The following is a 24848-nucleotide window of genomic DNA, read 5'->3' as shown; positions in this document are numbered from 1 at the left end:
CCCGCTATTGGCTGACGGCCCAGGGCACCCGACAGATATTAAGGTGACGCATGATCCGCGGTTTCTTTCGACTTATCGGCCTGTTGCTGCTGGCCGGCGGATTTATCTTCATGGTCTATGACGGCGCCCGCTTCGTGGCCGACCAGACCCTGCGTTTCACCCGGTTCGGCCAGTTCTGGAACGATATTCACCAATCCAGCCAGCTGGCGTTCCGGACCTGGCTGGAGGGCAAGGCACCCTGGCTGTGGAACAGCGTCATCAAGATCATCCTGGACCAGCCGGTGTTTGCCGTGCTGGGCGTGGTCGGCATCTTGCTGATGATCTTGTTCCGGCCGCGCAAGCCGTTGATCGGCTATTCGCGCAACTGACCCCGGAGGTTGGACTGCACCGCAGCACCGGCCCACCAGGACGGCCGATCCAGCAAGGCTGCTGACTTAACAAAGCTCGCGCAATGGGGCTGCGGCGATCGGCGTAAAGATATATAGAAGTCAACCGGCCGACGCCTCTCCACCTCGGCCGATGTTCCGCCTGGAGGTCATCCATGTTGTTCATGCGCAAGACCACTGCGTTGCCGACTGCCGCTGAAGCGCTGCAAGGCCGCGCCACGCCGATGCCGACCGCCGCCACCCACTTCGTCAATGGCCGCAAGCTGCAGCCGCCTTATCCCGCAGGTCTCGAGCAAGCGGTGTTCGGGCTCGGCTGTTTCTGGGGCGCGGAGCGCAAGTTCTGGCAACTCGGCGAGGGCATCTACGCGACAGCGGTCGGCTATGCCGGCGGCCACACGGCGAACCCGACCTATGAAGAGGTTTGCTCGGGCCGCACCGGCCACACCGAGGTGGTGCTGGTGGTGTTTGATCCGAAGCAGATCGCTTACGAAAAACTCCTGAAGACGTTCTGGGAAAATCACAACCCGACGCAGGGCATGCGCCAGGGCAACGATGTCGGCACCCAATATCGTTCCGCGATCTACACCTTCGGCGACGCCCAGCGTAATGCCGCCGATGCATCGAGATCGATGTATCAGAAGGCGCTGACGGCAAAGGGTCTTCGCGCCATCACCACCGAGATCGCGCCGTCGGGCGAATTCTATTTCGCCGAGGACTATCATCAGCAATATCTCGCCAAGAATCCGGCCGGATATTGCGGGTTGCGCGGCACCGGCGTGTCGTGCCCGATCGGTGCGGATATAGCGGCCTGACTTCTTCCCTCTTCACCGCGTCCGCTAGCGTGGTGAGGCCGAAAAAACGATTTGTTAACCATAACCGGTGCAAGACTGGAGCTGTCTCGCTTTGAGGGATGGCTCCGGTGCGGGTTGCGCGCGCGTTTCGATTACCGATCACTGCGATCATGACCGCGCTCGCTCTGTCGGGCTGCATGCGCACGACCGGTCCCGTCGCTGTCGCGCAGCCGCAGAGCGATCTCGATTCCATGGCTTACGGCCAGACCTACGCGCCGGCCCCGGTGGCGGCCGCCGATTCCGGCGGCGGCGCGATCAGCGCGCTTCGCTCGGCCTTTGCTGCGGCCCCTCGCGGCTATTACGAGCCGGCGCCAGCCCAGGCGGTCTATGCAGCGCCGGTCGAACCGGTGCGATACGACGCGGGCTATCACCTCGATGCCGGCGACAAGCTGCGCGTCGTGGTCTACGGCCAGGATGGCCTTACCAATACCTATGCGATCGATGCCGGCGGTTCGATCACCATGCCGCTGATCGGTCCGGTGCCCGCGCGCGGCCGCACGCCGGCGGGGCTGGCGGCGGGGATATCAGCCAAGCTGCGCGGCGGCTTTATCCGCGACCCCTCGGTCGCGGTGGAAATCGAAGGCTACCGCCCGTTCTTCATCCTCGGCGAAGTCGCCGCTCCCGGCCAATATCCTTACGTCCCCAACATGACGGTCGAGAGCGCGGTGGCGATTGCTGGCGGCTTCTCGGCCCGGGCGCGGCGCGACAGCGTCACGCTGACGCATACCGACGAGTCCGGAACCGGGCGCTTTGTGGTTCCGCTCGGCACGCCGCTCAGTCCGGGCGATACGGTGCTGATCGGCGAGCGCTGGTTCTGAACCAACTCGTCATGCGCGGGCTTGACCCGCGCATCCATCCAACAAGCGAGTCTACCGAAAAAGATGGATTGCCGGGTCATAGGCGAGCGTAAGCGACGCCGTCCTTCAGACGGCTATGCCCGGCAATGACAAGTCTTATATCTTCAGATGCTTGGCGAAGAAATCCAGGCTGCGCGGCCAGGCGATGTCGGCACTGGTCTTGTCGTAGCTTGCGCGTTCGTCGCAGTGAAAGCCGTGCTGCGCGCCGGGATAGACGTGGATCTCGACCTCGGGCCGTTTCGTCTTGATGGTGTCGACATCGGTCAGCGGGATGCCCGCATCCTTTTCGCCGAAATGCAGTTGCGTCGGCACGTCGGGCGTGTCGTCCGCAAAGCGGACGATGGCGCCGCCGTAATAGCCGACCGCAGCCGACAGGCCCGACAATTTGGTCGCCGCCGCATAGGCGACGCTGCCGCCGAGGCAGAAACCGACGATGCCGACCGGCCCGACATTTTTGACCGCGTCGATCGCGGCCTGGGTGTCGAGCAGCATCGCGGCCCAGTCGGGATTGGCGACGAATTTGCGCGCGTTGGCAATCTCATCGGGCGAATAGCCACACTGGAAGTCCGGTTCGATGCGGTCGAAGATCGACGGCGCAATTGCGACATATCCGGCGCCGCCCAGGCGATCGCAGACCGCGCGAATGTGGTGATTGACGCCAAAAATCTCCTGGATCACGACGATCGCGGCTTTCGGCGCGCCGGCGGGGTCGGCGCGATAGCCGCCCAGTTTAAATCCGTCCGAAGCCGTCAGTTTGATATCTTGTCCCACGGGTCATCCATTTGCGTTGAGGGTTGCACGAAGTTTTTTTGAGATGATCAAAGCGGCCGGTTACTGCCACATCCAGTTGTGGCCCCAGTCGCCCTTCCAGCCGGCCAGCCTGCCTTTGCGGAACTGCAGGTAGAGCCGATCCTTGATGAAGAACAATCCGCTGCCGCCGACATTCCGGAACGTAAGGTAGATTTCATTGCCGGGGCGGCCGCTGACATAATTCAGCGGCGTGCCCAGCGCGCGCGACGCCTGTTCAGCGTCCATGCCGAAGGCCAGCGGCGTGTTGTTCGACAAGGTCGCGGTGAAGGATGGCGGGTAGGGGCCGCCGGTCGGCGGCAGGTGTTGCGCACCGGCCGGCACCGAGGCGCCGGCGATCACAAGCCATACGGCTACAGCAAGCGTTTTCATGACGCGGCCCTCTGCGGTGCGCTGGCGTCGAGACCGTCAAGGAACGGCAGCACCGCGTCGATAAAGGCCTGCGGCTGGTCGATGTTGACGGCATGTCCCGCGGCCGGGATCACCACTTTCCGGGCGCCGGGAATCTTCGCCGCCATATAGTCGGAGGCGGCCAGGAACGGCGTGTCGTCGGCGCCGACCACGACCAGCGACGGCACCTTGATATCGGGCAGCGATTCGATCACGCGGGCATCGCGCTGGGTCAACATGCCGCGTGCGGCGCGGGCCAGGCCCGAGGCATCGCGGTGGGTCACGCTGGAGCGTTCGCGGCTGCCCGACTTCAAAACCTCGAGACCCTCGCGCTCAAAGCGATCACCGGTGTCATGGGCGCGCTTGTTCCAGATTTCGCGGGCGTCGTCCTTCTTGAAGCCCGGTCCGGTGTCGATGATCAGCAGCGCCCGCACGCGCTCCGGATGAGTGCGATAAAACGCCAGCGACATGTAGCCGCCGAGCGACAGCCCGCCGACGATCGCCTGGGCGGCGCCGACTTCGTCAAGCAGCGTGGCCATATCGGCGACCGTCAACGCTTCGCTATAGGCCGCGGGATCGCTGGGGTAATCGGACTGGCCGTGGCCGCGCATGTCCCACAGCACGAGTTTGTGATGTTTCGAAAGCGCCTCGATCTGGCCCTGCCACATGTCAGAGGTCGATGAATAGCCGTGGGTCAGCAACAGCGGCGGGCCGTTGCCATGAACCTCGTAATAGATATTGACCCCGTCACGACTGAGCTTTGGCATTGCAGCTTCCCAAAGTGATGATGAGCCTTCCGGCCCGGAAGCATCCTAGCGCGATCCATTCGCCGTTGGGAAATGCAGAAACGGCAGGTGATGTCTGCGGCGGCGACCCCCATTGACAATACGATGACAAAATCGTGCCGCACCGCACAACGTTAGATTTCAAAATGACGTTCTCTTCGCGCAATCCCAAATTGCATTGCCTCTGGAAAGGAAGCGCCAATGGCGAGAAGGCCACCGGCGTCGGCGAGCCGGCGGTGACGGTGATCGCGCCTGCGCTCGGCAACGCGATCTTCAACGCCTGCGGCGCCCGCGTCCGCTCGTTGCCGATCACGGCGGAAGCGGTGAAGGCGAACATGAAGGCGTAAGGACGCTTACCTCGCGACAACAACGATCCGCCGGAGGTTCCTCCGGCGGATTTTTTTATGGGGCGATCGTGGGGGAGTATTGCGTCGCCGGCAGCCGTCATTGCGAGGAGCGTGAGCGACGAAGCAATCCAGTTTTGCTTGCTGCGCGATGGATTGCTTCGCTTGCGCTCGCAATGACCGCGGGGACGGGATCATTAAAATTGTAACATCATCACTAGGTTAACTTTCACGATGCCTCTTAAGCCGCAAGGAACGCCTTCTCCGGTAGCCTTTGGCGTCGGTCACTACTGCAAGGCTCTGGGGTCCCATGACAGCTTTAACCAACAAAACTTCGTCCAAACGCCGGCTGCTGCTGGCGTCGGATCGAAGCGATCAAAGCAGTGAATTGGCCAGCATTCTGCAGTCGGTCGGCGAGGTCGATACCATCACGACATCGCAAATTCCCGACGCGCCGGCGCACGATCTCTCGGGAATCGTGGTCGATATCAACCTGCGTTCCGCCGAGAGCGTGCAGCTCGTGCGCAACAAGCTGCGGGCCGAAGCCTACCGCGAGATGCCGCGGCTGTTTGTGCTTGCCGATGCGCTTCATCATGGATCGATGCAGGCCTGGGCGCTGGGCGCGACCGACACGATTTCGCGGCCGTTCGACGCGCAGGGCATTTTGCAACGCATCCGTGCCGCGTTTCCGGACAGCGATGGGTATGACGAGACCGATCGCGGCGAGGCCCTGAACCGGGGCGTTGCGGCGGCGCACGCCGTGATGGTCAAGATATTCGAGAAGCTTCCGGCGGGCATCCCGCTGAAATTCAGCGACGTCGTGGAAGCCGAAAACAAGATTCTGAAGGCCATCAAGCACTCCTCGCTGCGCGAATGGCTGACGACGGTCGGCTGTCATCACACCGATACCTATCGCCATTGCCTGTTTGTCACCGGCTTTGCGGTCGCCTTCGCACAGCATCTCGGCATGCGCGAGGACGACCAGCGGCGTCTCGCCCGCGCCGCCCTGCTGCATGACGTCGGCAAGGCGTTCATTCCGGTTAGCCTGCTGGACAAGCCGGGTCCGCTCACCGAGGCGGAAATGGAGCTAATGCGCGAGCATCCGCGCCGCGGCTACGAGGCGCTGTCGGCCCAGGGCGGCTTTCCGCCGGAGATGCTGGACGTGGTGCTGCACCATCACGAATTCCTCGACGGCACCGGGTATCCGAACGGGCTGAGCGGCAATCAAATCAGCGACATCGTCCGCCTGACCACGATCGTGGACATCTATGCGGCGCTGGTGGAGAAGCGGGCCTACCGGCTGCAGTTCACGCACGCCAACGCGTTCTCCATGATGGAAGAGATGGGCGGCCAGCTCGACCAGCAATTGCTGCAGGCGTTCCGCCCGGTGGCGTTCGGGTATAATTGAGCACTCACTCAATCCGGCGCCAACGCTCGCGTCCCCGGGATGATGCCCGCCTGCCGCCAGCCGCCAGCCGCTCAGCGCAAGTATTGGGGCTTCTCAGCCGGCTAGCTATCGGCGATCATCGCACGCGCGTTGCGCGCGTTCATCAACGATAACCGGCAGGAAACCCATGGACTTAAGGTTAGCCTCAGACGATGTCGATATCCCAGCCGACATTGCCGCCACCCTCGTCAACCCGGCCGCCTATGCCGATCACCGCATCCATGACAGCTACCGCTGGCTTCGCGCCAACAATCCGCTGGGAATTGCACGGACCGAGAAATTCGATCCGTTCTGGGTCGTCACCAAGCATGCGCATATCCAGGCCATCAGCCGCCAGAACGAGCTGTTCCACAATGCCGATCGCCCGACCATCGTGGCGTCGCGGGCGTTCGAGGAGCGCGCCCGCAAGATCACCGGCGGGCCCAATCTGGTGCGCTCGCTGGTTCAGATGGACGCCCCCGACCATCCGAAATACCGGGCGCTGACCCAAGGCTGGTTCATGCCGGCCAATCTCGGGAAATTCGAGGCGCGGGTTCGCGAGATTGCACGGCATACCGTGGCGCGCATGCTGGAAAAGGGCGGGAGTTGCGATTTCGTCGCCGACGCGGCGCTCGGCTATCCCCTGCACGTCATCATGGAAATTCTCGGCGTGCCGGAACGGGACGAGCCGAGAATGCTCAAGCTGACCCAGGAACTGTTCGGCGCGCAGGATCCCGATACGGCGCGGATCAGGGAGGCGCTCTCGCCCGAACAGTTTTCCGTCATGATGCAGGCGGTCGTGAACGATTTTGGCGCCTATTTCAGGGCAATCACCGAGGACCGGCGCCGCAGCCCGCGCGACGATCTGGCTACCGTGATCGCCAATGCCCGGATCGGCGGCGAATACATGCCCGACCATGACGCCACCAGCTATTACATGATCGTCGCGACCGCAGGCCACGATACGACGTCATCCTCGACCGCCGGCGCGATCTGGGCGCTTGCCGAAGACCCCGAACAATTCGCGCGCGTCAGGGCCAATCCGGAGCTGATCCCGGGGCTCGTCGACGAAGCGATCCGCTGGATGACGCCGGTCAAGCATTTTATGCGATCGGCCACCGCCGACACCGAATTGGGCGGGCGCCAGATCGCCGGGGGCGACTGGCTGATGCTGTGCTACGCGTCCGGCAATCGCGACGAGGATGTGTTCGACGAACCCTTCAAATTCCGCTGCGACCGCAAGCCGAACCGGCACATCGCCTTCGGCTATGGCGCGCATCTGTGCCTCGGCCAATATCTCGCCAAGCTGGAAATGCGGATCCTGTTCGAGGAACTGCTGCCGCGACTGAAATCGATCGCGCTCGACGGCGAGGTGAAGATGACGCAGGCCACCTTCGTCAACGGACCGAAGAAATTGCCGATCCGCTTCGAGCTGAACTGAAGACGATTCGGCGATAAGTCATCGCGCTCTGGAGCGTGATGATTTCGGGTTGGTTTTGCATTTGTCCCACAGTCGTCTGTCAACAGCCCGTCATTGCGAGGAGCGATAGCGACGACGCAATCCAGACTTTCTTTGCCGCTCTTGGATTGCTTCGCTTGCGCTCGCAATGACGCGGAAAGATTCCGATTGCCCGTGGTCTTGTCGTCCAACCACTATCCCAGCATCTTGCGCAACTCCGCCTTCGCCACCTTCTCCAGCGTCGAACGCGGCATCTGGTCGACGAATCGAATCTCGCGCGGCACCTTGAAATCCGCCAGCGACTTGCGGCAGGCGGCCATCACGGTGTCGTGCAGATCCTTCGGTGCGCCTTCGATGCCGGCCTGCGGAATGATGAAGACGACCGGCACTTCATCGAGCATCGGATGCTTCTTCGCCACCACCGCGGCCTCGCGCACGCCGGGCACCAGCGCGATCACCTGTTCGATCTCGGAGGCCGCGACGTTTTCGCCGCCAACCTTCAGCATGTCCTTGGCGCGGTCGCCGAACTTGATGAAGCCGTTGTCCAGGAGCGTGACGCGATCGCCGGTGACGAAAAAGCCGTGCTCGTCAAAGCTTTCGCTGGTGGCTCTCTGATTGTGCAGATACTCCGAAAACAGCGACAGCCCGGGAATGCCCTTGATGAGCAAATTGCCGGTGTCGCCGACTTCGGTAGTTCGGCCGTCATCGTCGGTGATGCGGATGGAATATTCCGCCGCCGCGCGGCCGATCGACATCGGCGTGTTGGGCTGGTCGACCTCGCCGATGATGCCGTGAGTGATGGTCTCGGTCATGCCCCACCAGCCGATGATCTTGATGCCGAACACCGCGAACGCCGGCGGGTCGTTCACGGCGGTGCCCCAGAGCCGGAATTTGTGGTTTTTGGGGATCTCGTGCTCCAGCAGCGCCTTCATGCAAAACGGGATGGTCGAGGTCCAGGTGCAGTTGTGCTCCAGCGCGACCGGCCAGAAGCGGCTGGCGGAAAACCGCGGCTGGATCACGCAGGACGCGCCGACCCACAGCGCCGCCAGCATCGAATAGGCCAGCGCATTGGTGTGGAACAGCGGCAGATAGGTCTGATGCACGTCGCCTTCATGCAGGTCCTGATGCGCGGCATTGATCTTGGCGCCCCACAGCGCGTTGGCATGGGTCCACAGCACCGCCTTCGGGCGCGAAGTGGTGCCGGAGGTGTATTGCACGCTGCAGGGCGCAAGCGGATCGACGCCGCGGCGCGGCCGGTCGACGCTGTCGGCGAACAGGGCTTCGAAACGCTCGGCGCGCGGCGCGCCGTTCGTGGGCGCAGCTCCAGCGTCGTGCGAAATCACCGCGATCCAGCGCAAGCCGCGGCAATGCGCCGAGATCATCTCGGCGTAGGCGGGCTGGGTGATCGCGGCCACCGCGCCGCAATGACCGGCGAAATATTCCATCTCTGCCGGCGCGGAGCGGGTGTTGGTGGTGACCGCGATGGCGCCGAGCTCGACGCAGGCGAACCAGGCCAGCATGGCCTCGATGCAGTTATCGAGATGGATCAGGACATACTCGCCGGGCCTGACGCCGCGTTTGACGAGGCCCGCGGCCAGCGCGCCGACGCGGTCGTGGAATTCGCCGTAGGACCAGCGCCGCGCCGGCGCTTCGAACGGGGCCCAGATCAGGAACGGATGGTCGCGGCGGGTCTCGGCGCGCATCCGTAAGAGCCACGGCACGTCCATTCCCGCGAACGGCCCGACGATGCCCGGCGTTGGCTGTGAAGCGGTCATTGATCCTCCCGTGCAGCGTTACAGCCGCCTTGGCTTTGCTTGGGAGTAGTTCTGCCACTGGATGGGGCGGGGGGCAAATCGGCAATAGTGGGCAGGTCTCTTTGCACGTCATTGCGAGCCAACGGGTCGCGCGAATGCGCACCCGATGACAGGCTCCGCGAAGCAATCCATATTATCCTTGCGGCGCTATGGATTGCTTCGTCGCTTCGCTCCTCGCAATGACGGGTTGGGGCTAACCCGCATCCCCCTCATACGACGAAATCTCGATCAAACTCCCGTCCGGATCCCGGCAATAGACCGAGTGCAGCGTGCCGCAGGCGCCTTGCTTGGCGACCGGGCCCTCCTCGATCGCGACGCCGTGCGCCTTGAGATGCGCGACCACCTGGTCCGGCGTGCTCGCGGTGAGGAAGCACAGATCGTCACTGCCTGCGGTTTCGTGATCGGCGGTGAACCATTCGACCTTGTCTGCATCGCGCGGCCGCACATTGATCTTCTGGTTTCCGAACAGCAGCGATGTCCGCGGCGTCTTGCCCTGGCCGGGGTCGAACACCCTGACCTCCATGCCGAGAATCGTGCGGTACCATTCGGCGGAACGCGCCACGTCGGCGACATTGATCACGAGATGATCGAGCGCATTCACCTTGACAGTCATGCCTAATCCTTTCGTCGCGGTCGGGAGTGCAAGTGTCGCACTGGCCGCTTCACGCTTTGTTTGTTACAACGCGGGCCGTTGTCAGTTCAATAGAAACGGATCGGGGTCTGAACCCGGTCACATCGGGAGAAACTAGATGATTTCACGCCGAACCGCGCTGGGCCTGATCGGCACCGGCGTATCCACGCTTGCGATTGGCCGCGCATTTGCAGCGGAGTATCCGGCCCGGCCGGTGCGCTTCCTGGTCGGCTATCCGCCGGGCGGCGCCACCGATATCATTGCGCGCCTGATCGGCCAGCGGCTGTCGGAGAAACTCGGACAGCAATTCGTAATCGAAAACAAGCCCGGCGCCGGCAACAATATCGGCACCGAGGCCGCGATCAACGCCGAGCCCGACGGCTACACCGTGCTGCTGGTCAACCCGGCCAACTACATCAACACCACGCTCTATGCGAACCTGAAATTCAATTTCGTCCGCGACGTCGCCCCGATCGCGTCCTTCAACCGGGTGCCGAATGTGATGACGGTTAGCAAGGACGTGCCAGCCAAAACGGTCGCCGAGTTCATCGAATATGTGAAGGCCAATCCGGGCAAGGTGAACATGGCCTCCTCGGGCAACGGCACCTCGGTGCATCTGTCCGGCGAGATGTTCATGGCGATGACCGGCACCAAGATGCAGCACGTGCCCTACCGCGGCGCCGCGCCCGCGATTACGGACATGCTCGGCGGCCAGGTGCAGGTGATCTTCGACAACATGCCCTCGATCATCCAGCACATCCGCTCCGGCGCCTTGCGCGCGCTGGCGGTGACGACGGCAGAGCCGTCCGCGCAACTGCCCGGCGTGCCGACGGTGGCCGAAACCGTTCCCGGCTATGAGGCGAGCGCACTGTTCGGCATGGGCGCACCGAAGAACATGCCTAAGGAGATCGTCGCCAGGCTCAATACCGAGATCAACGCAATCCTGGCCGAGCCAGACATGAAGAAGCGCCTGGTCGAACTCGGCGGCGAGCCGCTGATCCAGACGCCGGAAGCCTTTGGCGCCAACATCGTCGCCGAAACCGAGAAATGGAAGAAGGTGGTCGAGTTCGCTGGCCTCAAGGTGGAATAAGGCGCCTTCCCGGAACCTTATGACGGGCATCGCCGTTCTGCATTTCGGGGCGACGCAACAGCCGCTTCCGGCCAATGCGATGGAGGCACGATCATGCGCATGGTGATGTTGGTATTGATGGCGGCCGCTGCCGCCACCTTCGCCGGCTCGGCTCCCGCCGCGGCCTACGATTATCCCTGGTGCGCGCAGGGCAGGGGTTTCGGCTTTCCCGGCGACTGCTCCTATCAGACCTACGCCCAGTGCATGGCGAGTGCGTCCGGCCGCGCACTCTATTGCAACATCAACCCCCGCGCCGCGTACGGCCAGCAGCCGCGGCACGGGCGCCACTACCGGAATTATTACAACGACTGATTTTCGTTGCGGGTCGGCTTGACTCGCGGCGGTTGGGCATTATACTAAACCAAATGGTTAAGTATCGAGAAGAAGTGCTGGACCGCACCTTTGCCGCGCTGGCGGATCCGACCCGGCGCGCGCTGCTGGCGCGGCTGGGCGGCCGGGAAAGCGTTTCGGTGAGCGAACTGGCGCAGCCCTTTGCGATGTCGCTGCCCGCGATCATGAAGCATCTCGATGTGCTGTCGGATGCCGGACTGATCGCGCGCGAGAAGACCGGCCGCACGGTGGCGTGCCGGTTGACCGCCAAGCCAATGGAGCGGGCGACGGACTGGCTCAACCGCTACCAGCGCTTCTGGTCCGAAAATCTCGATCGCCTTGCCGCTTTTGTGGAGGAAGATCCATGGCCAGCCAACCAAATGTCGCCGCCGCCGCCGATCGCGCGGCGCGACCAAGCCTCACCTTCACGCGCCGGCTCAATGCGAGCCCGGCGAAAGTCTACGCCGCCTGGACCGACCCGCAAAAAATAATTCAATGGTTCGGGCGCGCCGACGCCCGGCGCGATTCGTTTCAGGCCGATATCGACCCGAAGGTCGGCGGGCGCTTCCGCGTCAGCTTCTCCACCGACCAGGAGTATTACCAGGTCGGCGGCGTCTATCGCGAAGTGGTGCCGAACCGGCTTCTGGTGTTCAGCTGGGCGTGGCACTCGACGCCGGAGCGTGAATCGCAGGTGAGGGTGTCGCTGCAGCCGGACGGCGATGGCACGCTCATGACTGTGCACCACGAGCAGTTGTTCGATTCTGCCGCGCGTGACGGCCACGAGCGCGGCTGGATGGCGTCGCTCGACCAGCTCGAAAAAAGTCTCGCCTGATACGCAAGAAGCAAGGAGCCTCTCATGCAACCGCACAAAATCGTCTCGCGCGCAGAGTGGATCGAGGCGCGAAAGGCCCATCTGGCGCACGAGAAGGAATTTACCCGCACCCGCGACCGGCTGAGCGAGGAGCGCCGCGCACTGCCGTGGGTCAAGGTCGACAAGGATTATCCGTTCGACGGGCCTGCGGGCAAGGTGGCGCTGGCCGATCTGTTCAAGGGCCACAACCAGCTCGTGGTGCAGCATTTCATGTTTGCGCCCGACTGGAACGAGGGCTGCAAGAGCTGTTCGTTCTGGGCGGATGGATTTGAGCGCATGATCCCGCATCTTGCCGCGCGCGACACCGCGCTGGTCGCGATCTCGCGCGCGCCGCCGGAAAAGCTCACCGCGTTCAAGCAGCGAATGGGCTGGAAGTTCGACTGGCTCTCATCGGCGAATAGTGATTTCAACTATGACTTCGCGGTTTCGTTCACGCCGGATGAAATCAAATCGGGCGCCAAGGTCTATAATTTCGGCACCTCCGGCTTTGGCGTCGAGGAGGCGCCGGGAATCAGCGTGTTTTACCGCGACGAAGCCGGCAGCATCTTGCACACCTATTCCTGCTTTGCGCGCGGCCTCGACATGATGAACGCCGCCTATCACTATCTCGACCTGACGCCGCTCGGGCGCCACGAGGAGGGCCTGCCCTATCCGATGGACTGGCTGCGGCTGTGCGACCAGTACCAGCCGGCACCGGTTCAGGCGTCGTGCTGTCACAGCTGAGCGCGTGATCACAGGCTGGTTCCACGGCAGAGCCTAGGGCGATACGATTTTTTGCCAGGCGTGCACGAACTGTTCACGCTTCAAGAGGTCGAGGTAAGTTAGCGCGGGCAGGCCCAATGTCGGAAAGCTGAGCACCCCCGGCCTGTCCGCGACATACCGCGTCTTTATCTGCTCGCGATCGGTGCCCAATCCCGTAACCGAAAGCCCAAACGCATCGGCGACAATCGCCTGGTCGGACTCGGAAAGAACGTAGTTGAGAAACTTCTTGGCGAGCGCCGGGTGCAGCGCCTTGCGCGGGATGACGATGTTGCGCGCGAGCAGGTCGCTACACGCCGCCGGGCTGCACGTAGCAATAAACGTAGCCGCCGCGGCTCAGGAACAGGATCCCGTGCCCGGTCGGATTCGATTTGTCCCATTTGAGCTTGTGGTTCGGAATCTCGATTTCCGTTCCGACGTCGACATGCGGCCGACGGCGCGGCTCGTCCGGCCGATCGTCCGTGATGGTCGCGTAGGTCTTTCCGTCCCTGACGTGAATCTCGTCGGCCCAATAGGCATCGGCTTCGCCACAACACGAAACCGCGGGATTATCCGGCTGCATCAGCGCTTGATACCATTCGCGGATCGCCGGATCTCCCGCCTCCCACTGTCCGAGATCGCGGGCATTTGAAACACCAAACATGCAACCGAACGCCAGACCGAGGACAATGCGTTTCATTCCGCACTCCCGAGTTTTCCAGCCGCGATATTCAAAAGCAATGTTTGTGCCGCGAATCAGTTAGTATCCGCATGATACGAGAGAAAATCGCGGCATGGCGTCCCGCAAGACTACGGACACGGGCGTCGCGTGCTGCCGGTGCAATGCGCCAGGCTGCTGCCCGGCGCACTCAAGAATCCTATCCCTGATTTGCGGGGAACGCTTCGCGCCGTCAGCTCCTATCCGAAACCGGATCGAGAATTTTTCCGCAATCTTCCGAAGACAAATCCAGGCAATCTGCGCCGCTCGATCGCTGCGCGAAGAGCGATCCGGCAAAATCCGGGTTGGACGAGCCTGCGCTCCGGTATAACAAGGAAGATCAGCCGGACAGGATCGATCAGGACGCCGGCCGAAACCCTGAGTGTCCGTCCATGACAGCTCGGTTCAGCCGGCGTGATGCCCTGGTGCAAACGGCAGCGGTCGCAGCCGCGAATGCGATGCCGGGCTTGTGTTTCCCCGGCCTTGCTGCGCCGTTCCGCGCGCTGTCTCGCGGCAGTGGAATCGACGCGGTCTTGCAAAAAAGCGTCGCGGCGGCGGCGGTGCCTGGCGTTGTCGCAATGGCCGCAACGGCGCAGTCGGTGATCTACCAGGGCGCGTTCGGCATGCGCGGCATGGGCGCGGCGCCGAAGCTCTCGGTTGATACGGTCTTTCGCATCGCCTCGATGGTCAAGCTGCTGACATCGGTTGCGGCCATGCAGCTTGTGGAAGGCGGCAAGCTTGAACTGGACGCGCCGGCCGAACGGATCGATCCGACGCTGGCATCGCCCTGGGTTCTCGCAGGCTTCGACCAAAAGGGCGCGCCGCAATTGCGCCTAGCGCAAAAGCCCATCACCTTGCGCAACCTGTTGTCGCACACATCCGGATTTAGTTATCAGCTTTGGGACCCCAACCTCGTTCGCTACCTCAAGCTCTCGCGCAAGGACCCTGCGCTGCCCCAAATGCCGCTGACGTTCGATCCCGGCACCAAATGGGCCTATGGCGGCAGCCTCGACCGGGTCGGCCGGCTGGTGGAAATCGTCAGCGGCGAGACGCTGGACCGCTATTTCCACGACCACATTCTTGCGCCGCTCGGCATGAAGGACACCGGGTTCACGGTCACCGAGGTGCAACGCGCACGCCAGGCGAGCCTGTATTTGCGCAAAGCGGACGGAGCGCTGGTTCCGCAGCCGATCGAGAAGCGAACGATCCCAAAGGTGTTCTCAGGGGGCGGCGGCATCTATTCGACCGCGCCGGACTACCTGACCTTGCTTCAGGCGCTCTTGAGCGGTGGGAGCCTTGCCGGAAAAAGCATCCTGCGGCCGGAGACGGTTGCGCTGATGTCGGCCAACCAGATCGGCAATATCGAAGCCGGCATCATGAAGACGACCAATCCGGCCTTGTCGAACGACGTCGATTTCTTTCCAGGTGTCCGGCTGCGATGGGGTCTCGGACACATGATCAACCTTGATCCGGTGCGGGAGGGCCGCAAGGCCGGCAGCCTGACATGGGCCGGGCTCTACAATACCTATTACTGGATCGATCCCGCGTCTGATATTGCCGGGGTGATCATGATGCAAATCCTGCCGTTCGCCGACGCGCGTGCGCTCAACGTCTATCGTCAGTTCGAGCATGGCATTTACCGCGCGCTCGGGCCGGCTTGACTCCAGGCATCGCGAGCAATTGCTGCGGGCGACGCCGGCGGCGAACCTTTGCGGGATCGAGGGTTGACACGGGCGGCGCGGCGGCGAGACTTGGGCCATGCGCATCACCCTCGTCCATGCCCTGAAACATTCGATCGTGCCGGTCGAGACCGCGTTCGCAAAACTTTGGCCGGAAGCGCGTCTGATGAATTTGCTCGACGACAGCCTGTCGGCCGATCTGGCGCGCGAGGGCCGGCTCTCCGAGGCGATGACCGAACGCTTTTTGGAATTGGGGCGCTATGCCGCCGGCACCGGCGCCGATGGCATCCTTTTCACCTGCTCGGCGTTCGGCCCCTGCATCGAAGCCGTGGCCCGCGCGCACGCGCCGATGCCGGTGCTCAAGCCCAATGAGGCGATGATCGAACAGGCCGTCGCACGAGGCCGCAGAATCGGCTTGCTGTCGACGTTTCCGCCGACATTGGCGTCGATGCCGCCGGAATTCCCCGCTTCCATCGAGATCGTGCCAAAGCTGGCGGAGGGCGCTTTGGCGGCGCTCGACCGCGGCGACCGCGCCGAGCACGATCGCCTGGTGACGGAGGCGTCAAAGGATCTGCGCGATTGCGACCTGATCGCGCTGGCCCAGTACAGCCTGGCGCCGGCGGCGGCCATGGTCGCCGAGGCAACCGGACGGCCGATCCTCACGACGCCGGACAGCGCGGTGCTGAAATTGAAAGCGATGCTTTCGGGGGGCTAGATGCCGCCGGTGCCGGGTCGCTCCGGTGATGACGGGGTCCGGCGGCGGGGAATACGCGACCGGGGCGGTCAGGCTTCTTTCTTCTTGACCGCTTTCTTGACGACTTTCTTGGCGGGCATTTTTGCGGGCGGTTGTTCCGCCGCGTTCTTGATCGCCCGGGCGTAGCTATCCGCGGTGTTTTCCGCCGAGTTCTGCAGCCGCTTCGCCGCGGCTGCGCCATGCAACATGGTGCTTTTGGCCATCAGCCTGAAGCGGTCCCTGGCTTCCTTGTCCTTCGCCTTGGCCGCCCGGGCCGCATACTGGTCACGCCGCTTCTTCGCGGCGGCGATCAGGCTCTTGTTTTGCTGCTTTGCGAGCTGCCGGATTACGACGTCTAGATCGGCTTCAGCCATTCCGGGTCACTCATCACCACACTGGCACCCCTCGGGGGTACGAAAATCCTGGCGCACCCGACACGATTCGAACGTGTGACCTTTGCCTTCGGAGGGCAACGCTCTATCCAGCTGAGCTACGGGTGCGTAGGGGCTCATTTAGCCGATTGGCCTGGTATCGGCAACGGCCTTGCGGGGGCCGATTTGGGAGGAGCAAGGCTCCAAAGGCACCGGTCAGACGTTCGAATCGTGCAGGGGGCCTGTGCCGAGCGTGCCGGGACTGTGGCACGAGCGATCCTCGGAGGGATGTCGCGGAAGATAGTTCATTGCCCGCCGGGAGTTGCCGGGGACGGCAAATCAGCCATGCTGCTGAGTAAAACAAACTGTTTGCCCGAAGGGAATACTTTGTAGTGTTTGGCAGAGCCTGATGTTCCCATGGAAGATCGAGCCATTTCGGAGGAACTTCTTCCATGGACAAGGATATCTTACGCAAACTGGAGGAACGTCTCGGGCCACTCCACGCAAGACAGCGATTGGGGATCGAGGCGGATCACGAAGCCCAAGTCTTTGGCCAGGGGCTGACCTTCTTTCATTTAGAGAACTTGTATCTGGCGCCCGCGATAATTCGAAATGCGCTGAAGCTAACGGGCCTCTATTGGCGTGCTCGCCGGAATGCAGAGCGGATTATTGTTCGGCGAAACGACGTGAAGTTTGCGGCGTTACCGTCGGTTTTCGACCGCTACATCATTCTTCATATCAGCGACCTGCATGTGGACATGAACGAGGTTGCCATGCGGAACCTGATCCAACTGGTCGGCAGTCTACAATACGATCTGTGTGTTCTAACCGGCGATTATCGAGGAAAGACTTTTGGACCGTTCGAGGCGGCCATAGAGGGCGTAGCAAAACTGCGAGCCCATCTAAAGCAGCCGATCTATGGTGTGCTCGGCAACCACGATACAATTCAAATGGTTCCGGCGATGGAAGCGATGGGAATACGGATGCTGCTCAACGAATGTGAAGTGATCGCGCGCGGTGATCAGCGCATCTTTCTGGCCGGCATCGATGACGCGCACTTCTTTAGGGTCGATAATATCGAAAAAGCGGCGTCGCAGATCCCCGATGGTGAGTTTTCTATATTGTTGTCGCATACACCGGAAGTATATCGCCAAGCTGCGCATGCTAATTTCAACCTGATGCTCAGCGGACATACACATGGTGGTCAGATCTGTCTGCCCGGATCTATTCCGATCAAGCTGGAGGCAATGTTGCCGCGGCGAATGGGGGCGGGAGCCTGGCAGTATCAAAACATGAGCGGCTACACTTCTGTAGGTGCGGGATCGAGCGTCGTTCCTGTGCGCCTGAACTGCCCGCCGGAAATCACCCTGCATTGCCTTCGGCGCGGCTGACCGCGAGCAATTGCAGTATAAGCAAATGTTGCATCGCCGCGGCGCTGAATCCTTCGGGGAGCGCCAACCGAACAAGTCCGTTTAGACCTCGCGGGTGTCAATGCTCGCCACGCGCACACCTCCTTTCGGAAAGAGCATCTGACTTCGGTGATTCCGTCTATTCGGCCAACGTCGCGATGTCGGCCAGCGGCCCCGCGCCGCCGGAGGGTGAGACGCAAATCCAACGCTTGAGCAGACCCGAACCAGAAATGCGAGAGGGCTCGAACCGGAAATGGCCGGAATCCTCTATAGTGCCCGTCGGAGCCGGATGCCCCCAGGGAAGGTCGAGCCGATTTGGGAGGAAGTTATTCCATGGACGAAGATGTCTTGCGCAAACTGGCAGAACGTCTCGGACCGCTCCACGCGAAACAGCGACTGGGCATCGAGACCGACTCCGAGGCGCAAATCTTAGGCCAAAGCCTCTTCCTCCTTCACATCAGGAATTGGTATCCGGTCCCTTCTGTCATTCGAAATACCCTGAAGCTGACCGGTCTCTACTGGCGCGGACGCCGGAATACAGAAAGCATTCTCATCAAGCGCAACGACGTTATGTTCAAGAACTTACCGCCGCTTTTTGACGGCTTCACTATATTACACATCAGCGACATGCATGTGGATATGAATGAGGGTGCAATGCGGCGCCTGATCGAACTCATCGGCGGCATGCGTTATGATCTATGTGTTCTAACCGGCGACTATCGAGGGAAGAGTTTTGGACCGTTCGCGGCAACCCTGGAGGGCGTCGCACGAGTGCGAGCTCATCTAAATGAGCCCGTTTATGGGGTGCTTGGCGACCACGATACCATCCAGATGGTTCCGGGGCTGGAAGCGATGGGAATACGGATGCTACTCAACGAGTGCACGGTGATCGAGCGCGGTGATCAACAGATCTATCTCGCCGGAATCGATGACGCGCGCCACTATAGGGTCGATAACATCGAAAAAGCTGCGTTGCAGATACCGCATGGCGAGTTCTCCATCCTGTTGTCGCACACACCGGAAATCTATCGCCAGGCGGCTCATGCCGATTTTAATCTGCTGCTGAGCGGACATACCCACGGTGGGCAGATCTGTCTGCCAGGGTCTATTCCGATCATACTTGATGCAGTATTGCCGCGACGAATGGGGGCGGGAGCCTGGCAGTATCACGGCATGAGCGGCTACACCTCGGTAGGTGCAGGATCGAGCGTTGTTCCTGTGCGCTTCAACTGTTCACCGGAAATCACCCTGCATTGCCTTCGGCGCGGCTGACTGCAAGCTAATATGGTTCATCGCGCACGTGGACCTTGTATAGAAGGCGGGACAGAATTAGCTCGCCGATAAAAAAGATCCCGACGCCAAGCGCTATGTCTGCGATCGTCAAGGAAAGTAGATCGCGGCATGCCAGCATCGGAAATAAGGATTCGGGCACCTGATCGAGGCAGAGCGCCTGGCTGCTCGGCGGAAAGTTCAGGCGGCGCTTCACGAAACTGGAGAACAGGTCCCCCGCCATTGCCGCGCCTGCCACGATAGCGCCGATAGTCAAATCCAGGCCGATAAGCGGGGCGCTTGCCGTCGTGATGAGGATCGAAGCCGTGATGCCGCGAATGGTTTTCGAGCGACCAAACAACGGCCGCCGATCAAAAAACTTGATTCCGCCATCCAGCGGGCGAGCAAAACGCTGGCCAAATATCTTCTTTGCGACGATCGGCGTGCCGTTGGCCAACGTCAATAGCGCCAATAACTGCAGTATGTGCAAAAAATGCATCCTCGCAGGCTATCGCAGCCCGCGCCGTTGCGCGACCCCTCATCGCCATCTCGTGATTCGGCGATCGTTGCCGGGTGGGGCTTGCACCCACCGGAAGGCGCCGCCCTGCACGGCGCACAACCGAAGCAGACATTTGACGCCCGGCGCGGCGAGCCACCCGTCATGAGGTGAGCGGGACAAAATCGTGCTCGCCCATCCCCTGCAAGACCAGAAATACGGCCGAGGTGTCACCGGCATTAACGACAAGGTGAGGCCGCCCCGGACGAACAGAATAGGTCATACCGACCGTCAGGCACACCTCTTCTTCCGGCTCGCGCGTAAAAACACGTATCGTTCCGTTGATGACGTAGAACGTATCCTGCGCTTCGGTGTGGTAATGCCAAGGTACCGTTTGGGTCGGACCGATCTGCATCTCGGCGATGCGGAAGCCGGGCCGTGCAGCGTGACAGGCGCGACGTTCAACATCATAGGTCCGGCCTGCGGAGTTTAGCGGCTGCATGTGAACTCTCTCCAATTCTGCGCAATATGTGGCGGTCAACCTCATTCCGGCTTGATATTGGCCAGCCGGATTACTTTGCCCCACTTCTCGGTTTCGTCGGCGATGAGCTTGCCGAAATCGGCGGGCGAGCCGCCAAGCGCGGTGCCATCCAGGTTGTTCCTGGGCGCACCGAGGCCAAAGACCGAGCTTGCCTCGTAGCCCGGAACGAACTCGCTTACGGTCGGGATGTCCGGCAGCGCGTCCGAGCGGGTCGCCGTAGTTATTGCGAGCGCGCGCAGCTTGCCGATCCCGATATACCCAATCAATAGGGCGAGGTTGGTAAAGAGGACCTGCACCTGCCCGCCGAGTAGATCGGTGAGCGCGGGCGTCACGCCGCGATAGGGCACGTGCACAATGTCGAGGCCGTCGGCCTCTTGCTTGAATAGCTCGGCGGTGATGTGGGTGATCCCGCCGACGCCGCCCGAACCGTAGGAGAGCTTGCCCGGATTCGCCCTGGCATAGGCGATGAACTCGGGAAGTGTCTTGGCCGGAACCGAGGGATGTACCACCATGACGAGGGCGCCGCGGATTAAGCCCGCGATCGGTGCGATGTCGCGAATGAAATTGAAATTGAGATTGTCGTAAAGCGTCGCATTGATCGCGTTCGGCGTACCGACCAGGAGCAGCGTGTAACCGTCCGGAGGCGCACGCACGACCGCCTCGGTGGCGATATTGCTGCCTGCGCCTGCCCGGTTCTCGATGACGAATGGCTGGCCGAGCCGCTCCGACAACCATTGACCGATCAGACGCGCGAGGATGTCGTTCGGGCCGCCGGCGGCAAATCCGACGATGATGCGCACCGGTCGCGACGGATAGGTTAGCGCCCAGGCGAAGCCCGATACGGCAGGGAGGGCCGCGGCGGCGGCTGCCAGATGCAGAAATTGGCGGCGTCGAAGGTTCATGGCGTCCTCCTCCGGTTCCGGGCTTGCGAGAGGTGCGGTCCTGGGTCGCCGGCTGTTCCGCGAGGTCGACGGCGAAAATACGTGAATGCTGCTATACGCGCATAATGCTATGTTTTGATATAGCTATATCAGTCTTGCAATGGGTGCCGAGATGCAGTTGTGCGATCGTATCGGACTCCGGATGAAGCTGCACGACCTCCATGTCCTGATGGCTGTCGTGCAGGCCGGCAGTATGAGCAAGGCGGCCGCGCTCCTCAACACAACCCAACCCGCCATTTCCAGATCAATCGCGGAATTGGAACGTACCATTGGCGTGCGACTGCTTGAGCGCAACCCCCAGGGCGTCGAGCCGACCGAGTACGGTCGCGCCTTGCTCGATGGCGGAGTGGCCGTATTCGATGACCTGCGCCAGGCGGTGAAGAACATCGAGTTTCTCGCCGACCCTACGTCCGGGGAAGTGCGGATCGGATGCACCCCCATTCTGGCCGCAAGCTTTGTTTCTGCCGTCGTTGATCGGCTCTCCCGGCGCTATCCGCGCATCGTGTTTCATCTCGTCACCGCATATCTGGAGCCACTGCGCCGTGAACTGAGCGATCGTAACGTCGATCTCTTGATCGTACGGAGATTCGGCCCCGCTGCAGACGAGCGACTGGACTTCGAATTTCTCTTTGATGACTCCTATGTCGTCGCAGCGGGCGCGCAAAATCAGTGGGTTCGGCGGCGCAGGATCGAGCTTGCCGAACTGGCGAGCGAATCGTGGACGCTGCCACCGCCGAAAAGCGTGATTGGGTCGATCGCAATAGAGGCGTTTCGCGCCTGCGGGCTCGATTATCCCCGCACGACTGTGGTTACCGATTCCCCCGAGGTGAGGATTAGTCTCTTGGCGACCGGGCGCTTTGTCACGATTTTCCCGGCGTCCATATTGAGATTTCCCATAATGCGCCCGGAGATCAAGGTCTTGCCCGTTAAACTGCAAATGGCCCAGGTGCAAAATGTAATCGTCACCCTAAAGAACCGCGCGATCAGCCCCGGCGCACGGCTTTTCATTGACTGCGCCCGCGAACTCGCAAAGCCGCTGGCGAAGCGAAAATGATAGATGCCCTGTCGAGTTGTGGCCCATCGTGTCGATCCCCGGGGTGGTACGGCACGGCGGCTATCGAGGGGGTTGTGTTCCAAGGTGGCGCCTCAGAGGCGGCGGGGTGTTTCGCGGTTCATGTTGCAGCGCTTCCATAAGATGCATTGCGGCGGCGGGCTGGCGCATCGCCCCTTTACTGCTCGCGGTACGGGCCGCCGGGCGCTAACATCGGGTTGTGCAATCGAACTGGATGTCGCCAATGAGCGGAGCGAGCGCGACATTTGCCTGGGGTAACGTGTCGGAGGACTTCGCTCTGTTCAGAACGCTCAGTTCGGAACAGCGGCTGAAGGCGCTCAACGCAATGGTCCGCCGCGATCTCGTGCGCGGGCAAATGCTCGTTGCACAAGGGGGCCCCTCGGACTCATTATTTATGGTGCTGCATGGTGCGCTCGCGGTGTGCAGGCACGGCGATCCAGAACCTATCGCCGAGCTGCGCGCCGGTGAAATAGTGGGTGAAATCGGTTTCTTCGCGAATGTTCCGCGCACCGCCGATGTGATCGCTATCCGCGACACCAGCGTGCTGGCGCTGACGCGCGCAGCCTACCAGGAGCTTGCCAGGGACGCCCCGGCCATCGTCGAGGCACTGCTTGCGGCCCTCGCGCGCCGTTTCGCCAAGGAGACTGCGCGCCTCACGCCGCTTCGCGCTTCGCCGAAGGCGCGAACCGTGGCGCTGATCGACGGTGGACGCGAGCCGGTGCCAGGCGCCTTTGATCGTCGAATACGTGATGGGCTCGCCGCTATCGATGCCGAGATCGTCGATCCCGTTCGAGTCAACGCCATGTTTCCTGGGCGAGCGCTGGACGCGCCAGAGGTCGCTGACTGGCTTAACAGACTCGAACACGCCGCGCCGCTGGTGGTTTACCTCGGAGGTCGCGAATCGTTGGCATGGGCGCGCAAGGCTATCCGCCAGGCCGACATGGTTGTGTTCGCGTGCCGTGGAGATGCCCCCGCGGGAGCCTTGACGGACGTCGAAGCGTTCGCTTGCGAGGTTCATCCGATGTCGGCGCGCCGCCTCGTTCGCGTTCATGACCGACGGAGCAGTCAGGTCAGTGGCACCGCGGCCTGGCTTGCCCGGCTGCCCTCCTTCATGCATCACCATGTTGCTCTGGAAGATCAGGTTGATATCGACAGTCTGATCCGTTTTCTGTCCGGCCGCGCGATTGGATTCGTGGCCGCCGGCGGCGGTAGCTTTGGAACCGCACATGTAGGTATCTACAAAGCTTTTCGTGAGCTCGGCGTGATGTTCGATATCTTTGTCGGCACCAGTGTCGGCTCAGCCATGGCGGCGGGATTTGCCAAGAATTTCGAGGCCGAGGATCTTGAGCGCGGCACACACGAAATTTTCGTCAGAAGCCGCAGCTTCCGGCGGCCAACCTGGCCGCGCTACGCCCTGCTGGATCACAAGGCTTTCGATCGTGCACTCGCCGATCAATACGGCCGCGACTGCCGGATCGAGGATTGCTGGCGGCCTTTCGCGGCGGTCGCAACCAATCTTTCGACTCACAGTCTGGAATTGATCCGGTCGGGACCGCTGTGGCAGGCGGTGCGTGCATCGAGTGCAATTCCTGGACTATTGCCGCCCTTCTATACGGCACAAGGCGCGATGCTTGTCGATGGATGCCTGATCGATAATGTGCCGCTGGCGCCGATGCATCAACTAAAGAGCGGTCCCAATCTGGTCGTGCATTTCGGCGAGCCGGCGGCCGAGATGTTCGACGTCGCGTATGAGGCGCTGCCTGGACGGATCGAGCTCTTTGCGGCCATGCTGATGCCGTTCCGCAAGAAGCTGCTTCCCGCCGCACCGAGTGCGGTCAACGTGCTGTGGCGAAGTCTCGTGGCGCATCAGCGTTACGATACTCTGCCGACCGCGCCGCTCGATTTGGTACTGCGGCCGCCCTGTCCGCCCGGAATCGATGTGACAGATTTCGACCGCCATACGGAGATTTTTGACGCGTCTTACCTGTGGGCTCGACAGGCTATCGCTGCGCTGGAGGCAGAGGGCAACGCGGCAGTCGCCGCCATCCTCGCCGACGGCAACCCGGCCACAGAACGACCTCGCCATCTCGTCGAATTCGCCGGCAACGCCCTATCCAGCTGAGCTTCGGGTGTGCAGGGGCTCATTTAGCCGATCGGCCCGGTGCGGCAACGGCCTTGCGGGGGGCTCGGAAAAGGGGGACCCGGGCGGAGGCCGCCGCCTTTTACCTGGGTCTAAACTTGCGAAGGGCCAAAAATCTGATCCGCCCCGGCCGATTGGTGCTAGTCTTTGCTCGTCTCGACCATCAATGGGAGCGCCTGATGTATAGAAAGGTTCTTCTCGCCTATGACGGGTCAATCGAGGGACGGCGCGCGTTGCGGGAGGGCGCCAAGCTCGCGCAACTTTGCCGTGCCGAGGTCTTTCTGCTCGCGGTCGTCGAGATCTCGTCCATCATGACCCCCGAGGCCGGGCTTGCGATCCCGATCGAGCAGCAAGCCGACGATTACAAAGCCATCCTGAACGAAGGCTCGGAACGGCTGAGGGCGTTGGGCTTTTCCCCGACGTCGCGACTGGAAGTCGGAGATGCCGGGCAAAAGATCGCGGAAGTCGCCGAGCAAATCGGGGCCCACCTCGTCGTGGTCGGTCATCGCCCGCAAGGGCCGCTGGCGCGATGGTTCGGTTCGGTCGGCAGCTACCTGGTCAAGCGGCTCCGCTGCAGCGTGCTGGTCGCCCAGACCGAAATCAGCGACGACGAGTTCGAGCAGCTGAAGCCGCCGATGGAAAGAGCGGCCTCGGGTTAGGC

General features: G+C 62.0%; 28 protein-coding genes, 1 tRNA gene and 1 pseudogene. 19 read left to right on the top strand and 11 right to left on the bottom strand.

Annotated elements, in window-relative coordinates:
• Positions 1-50 precede the first annotated feature (50 nt).
• From V1289_RS19630 to V1289_RS19620, 3 genes are all read left to right on the top strand, one after another.
• The gene (locus tag V1289_RS19630) at positions 51-368 is read left to right on the top strand and encodes a hypothetical protein (protein WP_334398416.1); all 318 of its coding nucleotides are present in this window, start codon (positions 51-53) and stop codon (positions 366-368) included.
• Between the two features lie 173 nt (positions 369-541).
• A complete protein-coding gene (gene msrA / locus V1289_RS19625) occupies positions 542-1198 on the top strand; it encodes a peptide-methionine (S)-S-oxide reductase MsrA (protein WP_334398415.1) in 657 nt (218 codons plus the stop codon).
• 149 nt (positions 1199-1347) lie between these two features.
• Positions 1348-2055, top strand: coding sequence for a polysaccharide biosynthesis/export family protein (locus tag V1289_RS19620; protein WP_334398414.1), 708 nt, complete (start codon positions 1348-1350; stop codon positions 2053-2055).
• 135 nt (positions 2056-2190) lie between these two features.
• Here the strand turns inward: V1289_RS19620 and V1289_RS19615 are convergent, their stop codons facing one another.
• The 3 genes from V1289_RS19615 to V1289_RS19605 are packed head-to-tail and all read right to left on the bottom strand — an operon-like array spanning position 2191 to position 4058.
• A complete protein-coding gene (locus V1289_RS19615) occupies positions 2191-2865 on the bottom strand; it encodes a dienelactone hydrolase family protein (protein WP_334398413.1) in 675 nt (224 codons plus the stop codon).
• 60 nt (positions 2866-2925) lie between these two features.
• Entirely contained in the window at positions 2926-3273 is a 348-nt protein-coding gene (locus V1289_RS19610) for a hypothetical protein (protein WP_334398412.1), read from the bottom strand.
• The gene (locus V1289_RS19605; RefSeq protein ID WP_334398411.1) at positions 3270-4058 is read right to left on the bottom strand and encodes an alpha/beta fold hydrolase; all 789 of its coding nucleotides are present in this window, start codon (positions 4056-4058) and stop codon (positions 3270-3272) included. The genes V1289_RS19610 and V1289_RS19605 overlap by 4 nt, the downstream gene beginning before the upstream one ends.
• A gap of 164 nt (positions 4059-4222) precedes the next feature.
• Here V1289_RS19605 and V1289_RS19600 point away from each other — a divergent pair, with 164 nt between their 5' ends.
• The 3 genes from V1289_RS19600 to V1289_RS19590 all read left to right on the top strand — a co-directional run bounded on the left by V1289_RS19600 (position 4223) and on the right by V1289_RS19590 (position 7287).
• Positions 4223-4423, top strand: a complete 201-nt coding sequence (locus tag V1289_RS19600; RefSeq protein ID WP_334408004.1) for a hypothetical protein — start codon at positions 4223-4225, stop codon at positions 4421-4423.
• 307 nt (positions 4424-4730) lie between these two features.
• Positions 4731-5828, top strand: a complete 1098-nt coding sequence (locus tag V1289_RS19595; protein WP_334398410.1) for an HD-GYP domain-containing protein — start codon at positions 4731-4733, stop codon at positions 5826-5828.
• Positions 5829-5994: 166 nt separating this feature from the next.
• On the top strand, positions 5995-7287 hold the full coding sequence (locus V1289_RS19590; RefSeq protein ID WP_334398409.1) for a cytochrome P450: 1293 nt from the start codon (positions 5995-5997) through the stop codon (positions 7285-7287).
• Between the two features lie 212 nt (positions 7288-7499).
• On the opposite strand, the gene V1289_RS19585 is transcribed toward V1289_RS19590, so the two are convergent.
• Together V1289_RS19585 and V1289_RS19580 are read right to left on the bottom strand one after the other, a co-directional pair.
• Positions 7500-9080, bottom strand: a complete 1581-nt coding sequence (locus V1289_RS19585; RefSeq protein WP_334398408.1) for an AMP-binding protein — start codon at positions 9078-9080, stop codon at positions 7500-7502.
• A gap of 232 nt (positions 9081-9312) precedes the next feature.
• Complete coding sequence (locus V1289_RS19580; RefSeq protein ID WP_334398407.1) at positions 9313-9732, bottom strand: VOC family protein; 420 nt, start codon at positions 9730-9732, stop codon at positions 9313-9315.
• A gap of 136 nt (positions 9733-9868) precedes the next feature.
• On the opposite strand from V1289_RS19580, the gene V1289_RS19575 reads away from it, so the two are divergent.
• The 5 genes from V1289_RS19575 to V1289_RS19555 all read left to right on the top strand — a co-directional run bounded on the left by V1289_RS19575 (position 9869) and on the right by V1289_RS19555 (position 12803).
• Positions 9869-10840 (top strand): Bug family tripartite tricarboxylate transporter substrate binding protein, encoded by a 972-nt coding sequence (locus tag V1289_RS19575; protein ID WP_334398406.1) that lies wholly within the window; start codon positions 9869-9871, stop codon positions 10838-10840.
• Positions 10841-10933: 93 nt separating this feature from the next.
• Positions 10934-11191, top strand: coding sequence for a DUF3551 domain-containing protein (locus V1289_RS19570; RefSeq protein ID WP_334398405.1), 258 nt, complete (start codon positions 10934-10936; stop codon positions 11189-11191).
• Between the two features lie 53 nt (positions 11192-11244).
• Positions 11245-11700, top strand: a complete 456-nt coding sequence (locus V1289_RS19565; protein WP_334398404.1) for an ArsR/SmtB family transcription factor — start codon at positions 11245-11247, stop codon at positions 11698-11700.
• A complete protein-coding gene (locus V1289_RS19560) occupies positions 11697-12041 on the top strand; it encodes an SRPBCC family protein (protein WP_334407559.1) in 345 nt (114 codons plus the stop codon). Before V1289_RS19565 ends, V1289_RS19560 begins: the two co-directional genes overlap by 4 nt.
• Positions 12042-12065: 24 nt before the next feature.
• Positions 12066-12803 carry a DUF899 domain-containing protein gene (locus tag V1289_RS19555; protein WP_334398403.1) on the top strand — a complete coding sequence of 246 codons (738 nt, stop codon included), beginning with the start codon at positions 12066-12068 and terminating at the stop codon, positions 12801-12803.
• A gap of 325 nt (positions 12804-13128) precedes the next feature.
• Here V1289_RS19555 and V1289_RS19550 read toward each other — a convergent pair whose 3' ends face one another.
• Complete coding sequence (locus tag V1289_RS19550; RefSeq protein ID WP_334398402.1) at positions 13129-13518, bottom strand: hypothetical protein; 390 nt, start codon at positions 13516-13518, stop codon at positions 13129-13131.
• Between the two features lie 410 nt (positions 13519-13928).
• Between V1289_RS19550 and V1289_RS19545 the strand changes: the two genes are divergently transcribed.
• Positions 13929-15197, top strand: a complete 1269-nt coding sequence (locus tag V1289_RS19545) for a serine hydrolase domain-containing protein (protein WP_334398401.1) — start codon at positions 13929-13931, stop codon at positions 15195-15197.
• A 97-nt stretch (positions 15198-15294) separates the two neighbouring features.
• A complete protein-coding gene (locus tag V1289_RS19540) occupies positions 15295-15930 on the top strand; it encodes an aspartate/glutamate racemase family protein (RefSeq protein ID WP_074272469.1) in 636 nt (211 codons plus the stop codon).
• A gap of 68 nt (positions 15931-15998) precedes the next feature.
• Here V1289_RS19540 and V1289_RS19535 read toward each other — a convergent pair whose 3' ends face one another.
• Positions 15999-16322, bottom strand: coding sequence for a hypothetical protein (locus V1289_RS19535; RefSeq protein WP_334398400.1), 324 nt, complete (start codon positions 16320-16322; stop codon positions 15999-16001).
• Between the two features lie 49 nt (positions 16323-16371).
• Positions 16372-16448: transfer RNA gene (locus V1289_RS19530), tRNA-Arg, on the bottom strand.
• Between the two features lie 323 nt (positions 16449-16771).
• Here V1289_RS19530 and V1289_RS19525 point away from each other — a divergent pair.
• Entirely contained in the window at positions 16772-17710 is a 939-nt protein-coding gene (locus V1289_RS19525) for a metallophosphoesterase (protein WP_334398399.1), read from the top strand.
• A gap of 351 nt (positions 17711-18061) precedes the next feature.
• Positions 18062-19000 (top strand): metallophosphoesterase, encoded by a 939-nt coding sequence (locus V1289_RS19520; protein WP_334398398.1) that lies wholly within the window; start codon positions 18062-18064, stop codon positions 18998-19000.
• A 7-nt stretch (positions 19001-19007) separates the two neighbouring features.
• Here V1289_RS19520 and V1289_RS19515 read toward each other — a convergent pair whose 3' ends face one another.
• The 3 genes from V1289_RS19515 to V1289_RS19505 all read right to left on the bottom strand — a co-directional run bounded on the left by V1289_RS19515 (position 19008) and on the right by V1289_RS19505 (position 20936).
• On the bottom strand, positions 19008-19496 hold the full coding sequence (locus V1289_RS19515; protein ID WP_334398397.1) for a CDP-archaeol synthase: 489 nt from the start codon (positions 19494-19496) through the stop codon (positions 19008-19010).
• A gap of 160 nt (positions 19497-19656) precedes the next feature.
• Positions 19657-19995, bottom strand: a complete 339-nt coding sequence (locus V1289_RS19510; RefSeq protein ID WP_334398396.1) for a cupin domain-containing protein — start codon at positions 19993-19995, stop codon at positions 19657-19659.
• 41 nt (positions 19996-20036) lie between these two features.
• The gene (locus V1289_RS19505; RefSeq protein WP_334398395.1) at positions 20037-20936 is read right to left on the bottom strand and encodes a Bug family tripartite tricarboxylate transporter substrate binding protein; all 900 of its coding nucleotides are present in this window, start codon (positions 20934-20936) and stop codon (positions 20037-20039) included.
• A 181-nt stretch (positions 20937-21117) separates the two neighbouring features.
• Between V1289_RS19505 and V1289_RS19500 the strand changes: the two genes are divergently transcribed.
• The 4 genes and pseudogenes from V1289_RS19500 to V1289_RS19485 all read left to right on the top strand — a co-directional run bounded on the left by V1289_RS19500 (position 21118) and on the right by V1289_RS19485 (position 24846).
• Complete coding sequence (locus V1289_RS19500) at positions 21118-22029, top strand: LysR family transcriptional regulator (protein ID WP_334398394.1); 912 nt, start codon at positions 21118-21120, stop codon at positions 22027-22029.
• 232 nt (positions 22030-22261) lie between these two features.
• A pseudogene (locus tag V1289_RS19495) lies at positions 22262-22618 on the top strand (cyclic nucleotide-binding domain-containing protein); the annotation flags it as partial.
• A gap of 117 nt (positions 22619-22735) precedes the next feature.
• Positions 22736-24169 carry a patatin-like phospholipase family protein gene (locus V1289_RS19490; RefSeq protein ID WP_334407557.1) on the top strand — a complete coding sequence of 478 codons (1434 nt, stop codon included), beginning with the start codon at positions 22736-22738 and terminating at the stop codon, positions 24167-24169.
• 197 nt (positions 24170-24366) lie between these two features.
• Positions 24367-24846 (top strand): universal stress protein, encoded by a 480-nt coding sequence (locus V1289_RS19485; protein ID WP_334398393.1) that lies wholly within the window; start codon positions 24367-24369, stop codon positions 24844-24846.
• The last annotated feature ends 2 nt before the right edge of the window (positions 24847-24848 follow it).

The organism is Bradyrhizobium sp. AZCC 2289, from assembly GCF_036924615.1.
Lineage (GTDB): Bacteria > Pseudomonadota > Alphaproteobacteria > Rhizobiales > Xanthobacteraceae > Bradyrhizobium.
The sequence above is the reverse complement of the archived record's forward strand: the minus strand, read 5'-3'. Positions and strand labels throughout refer to the sequence as shown.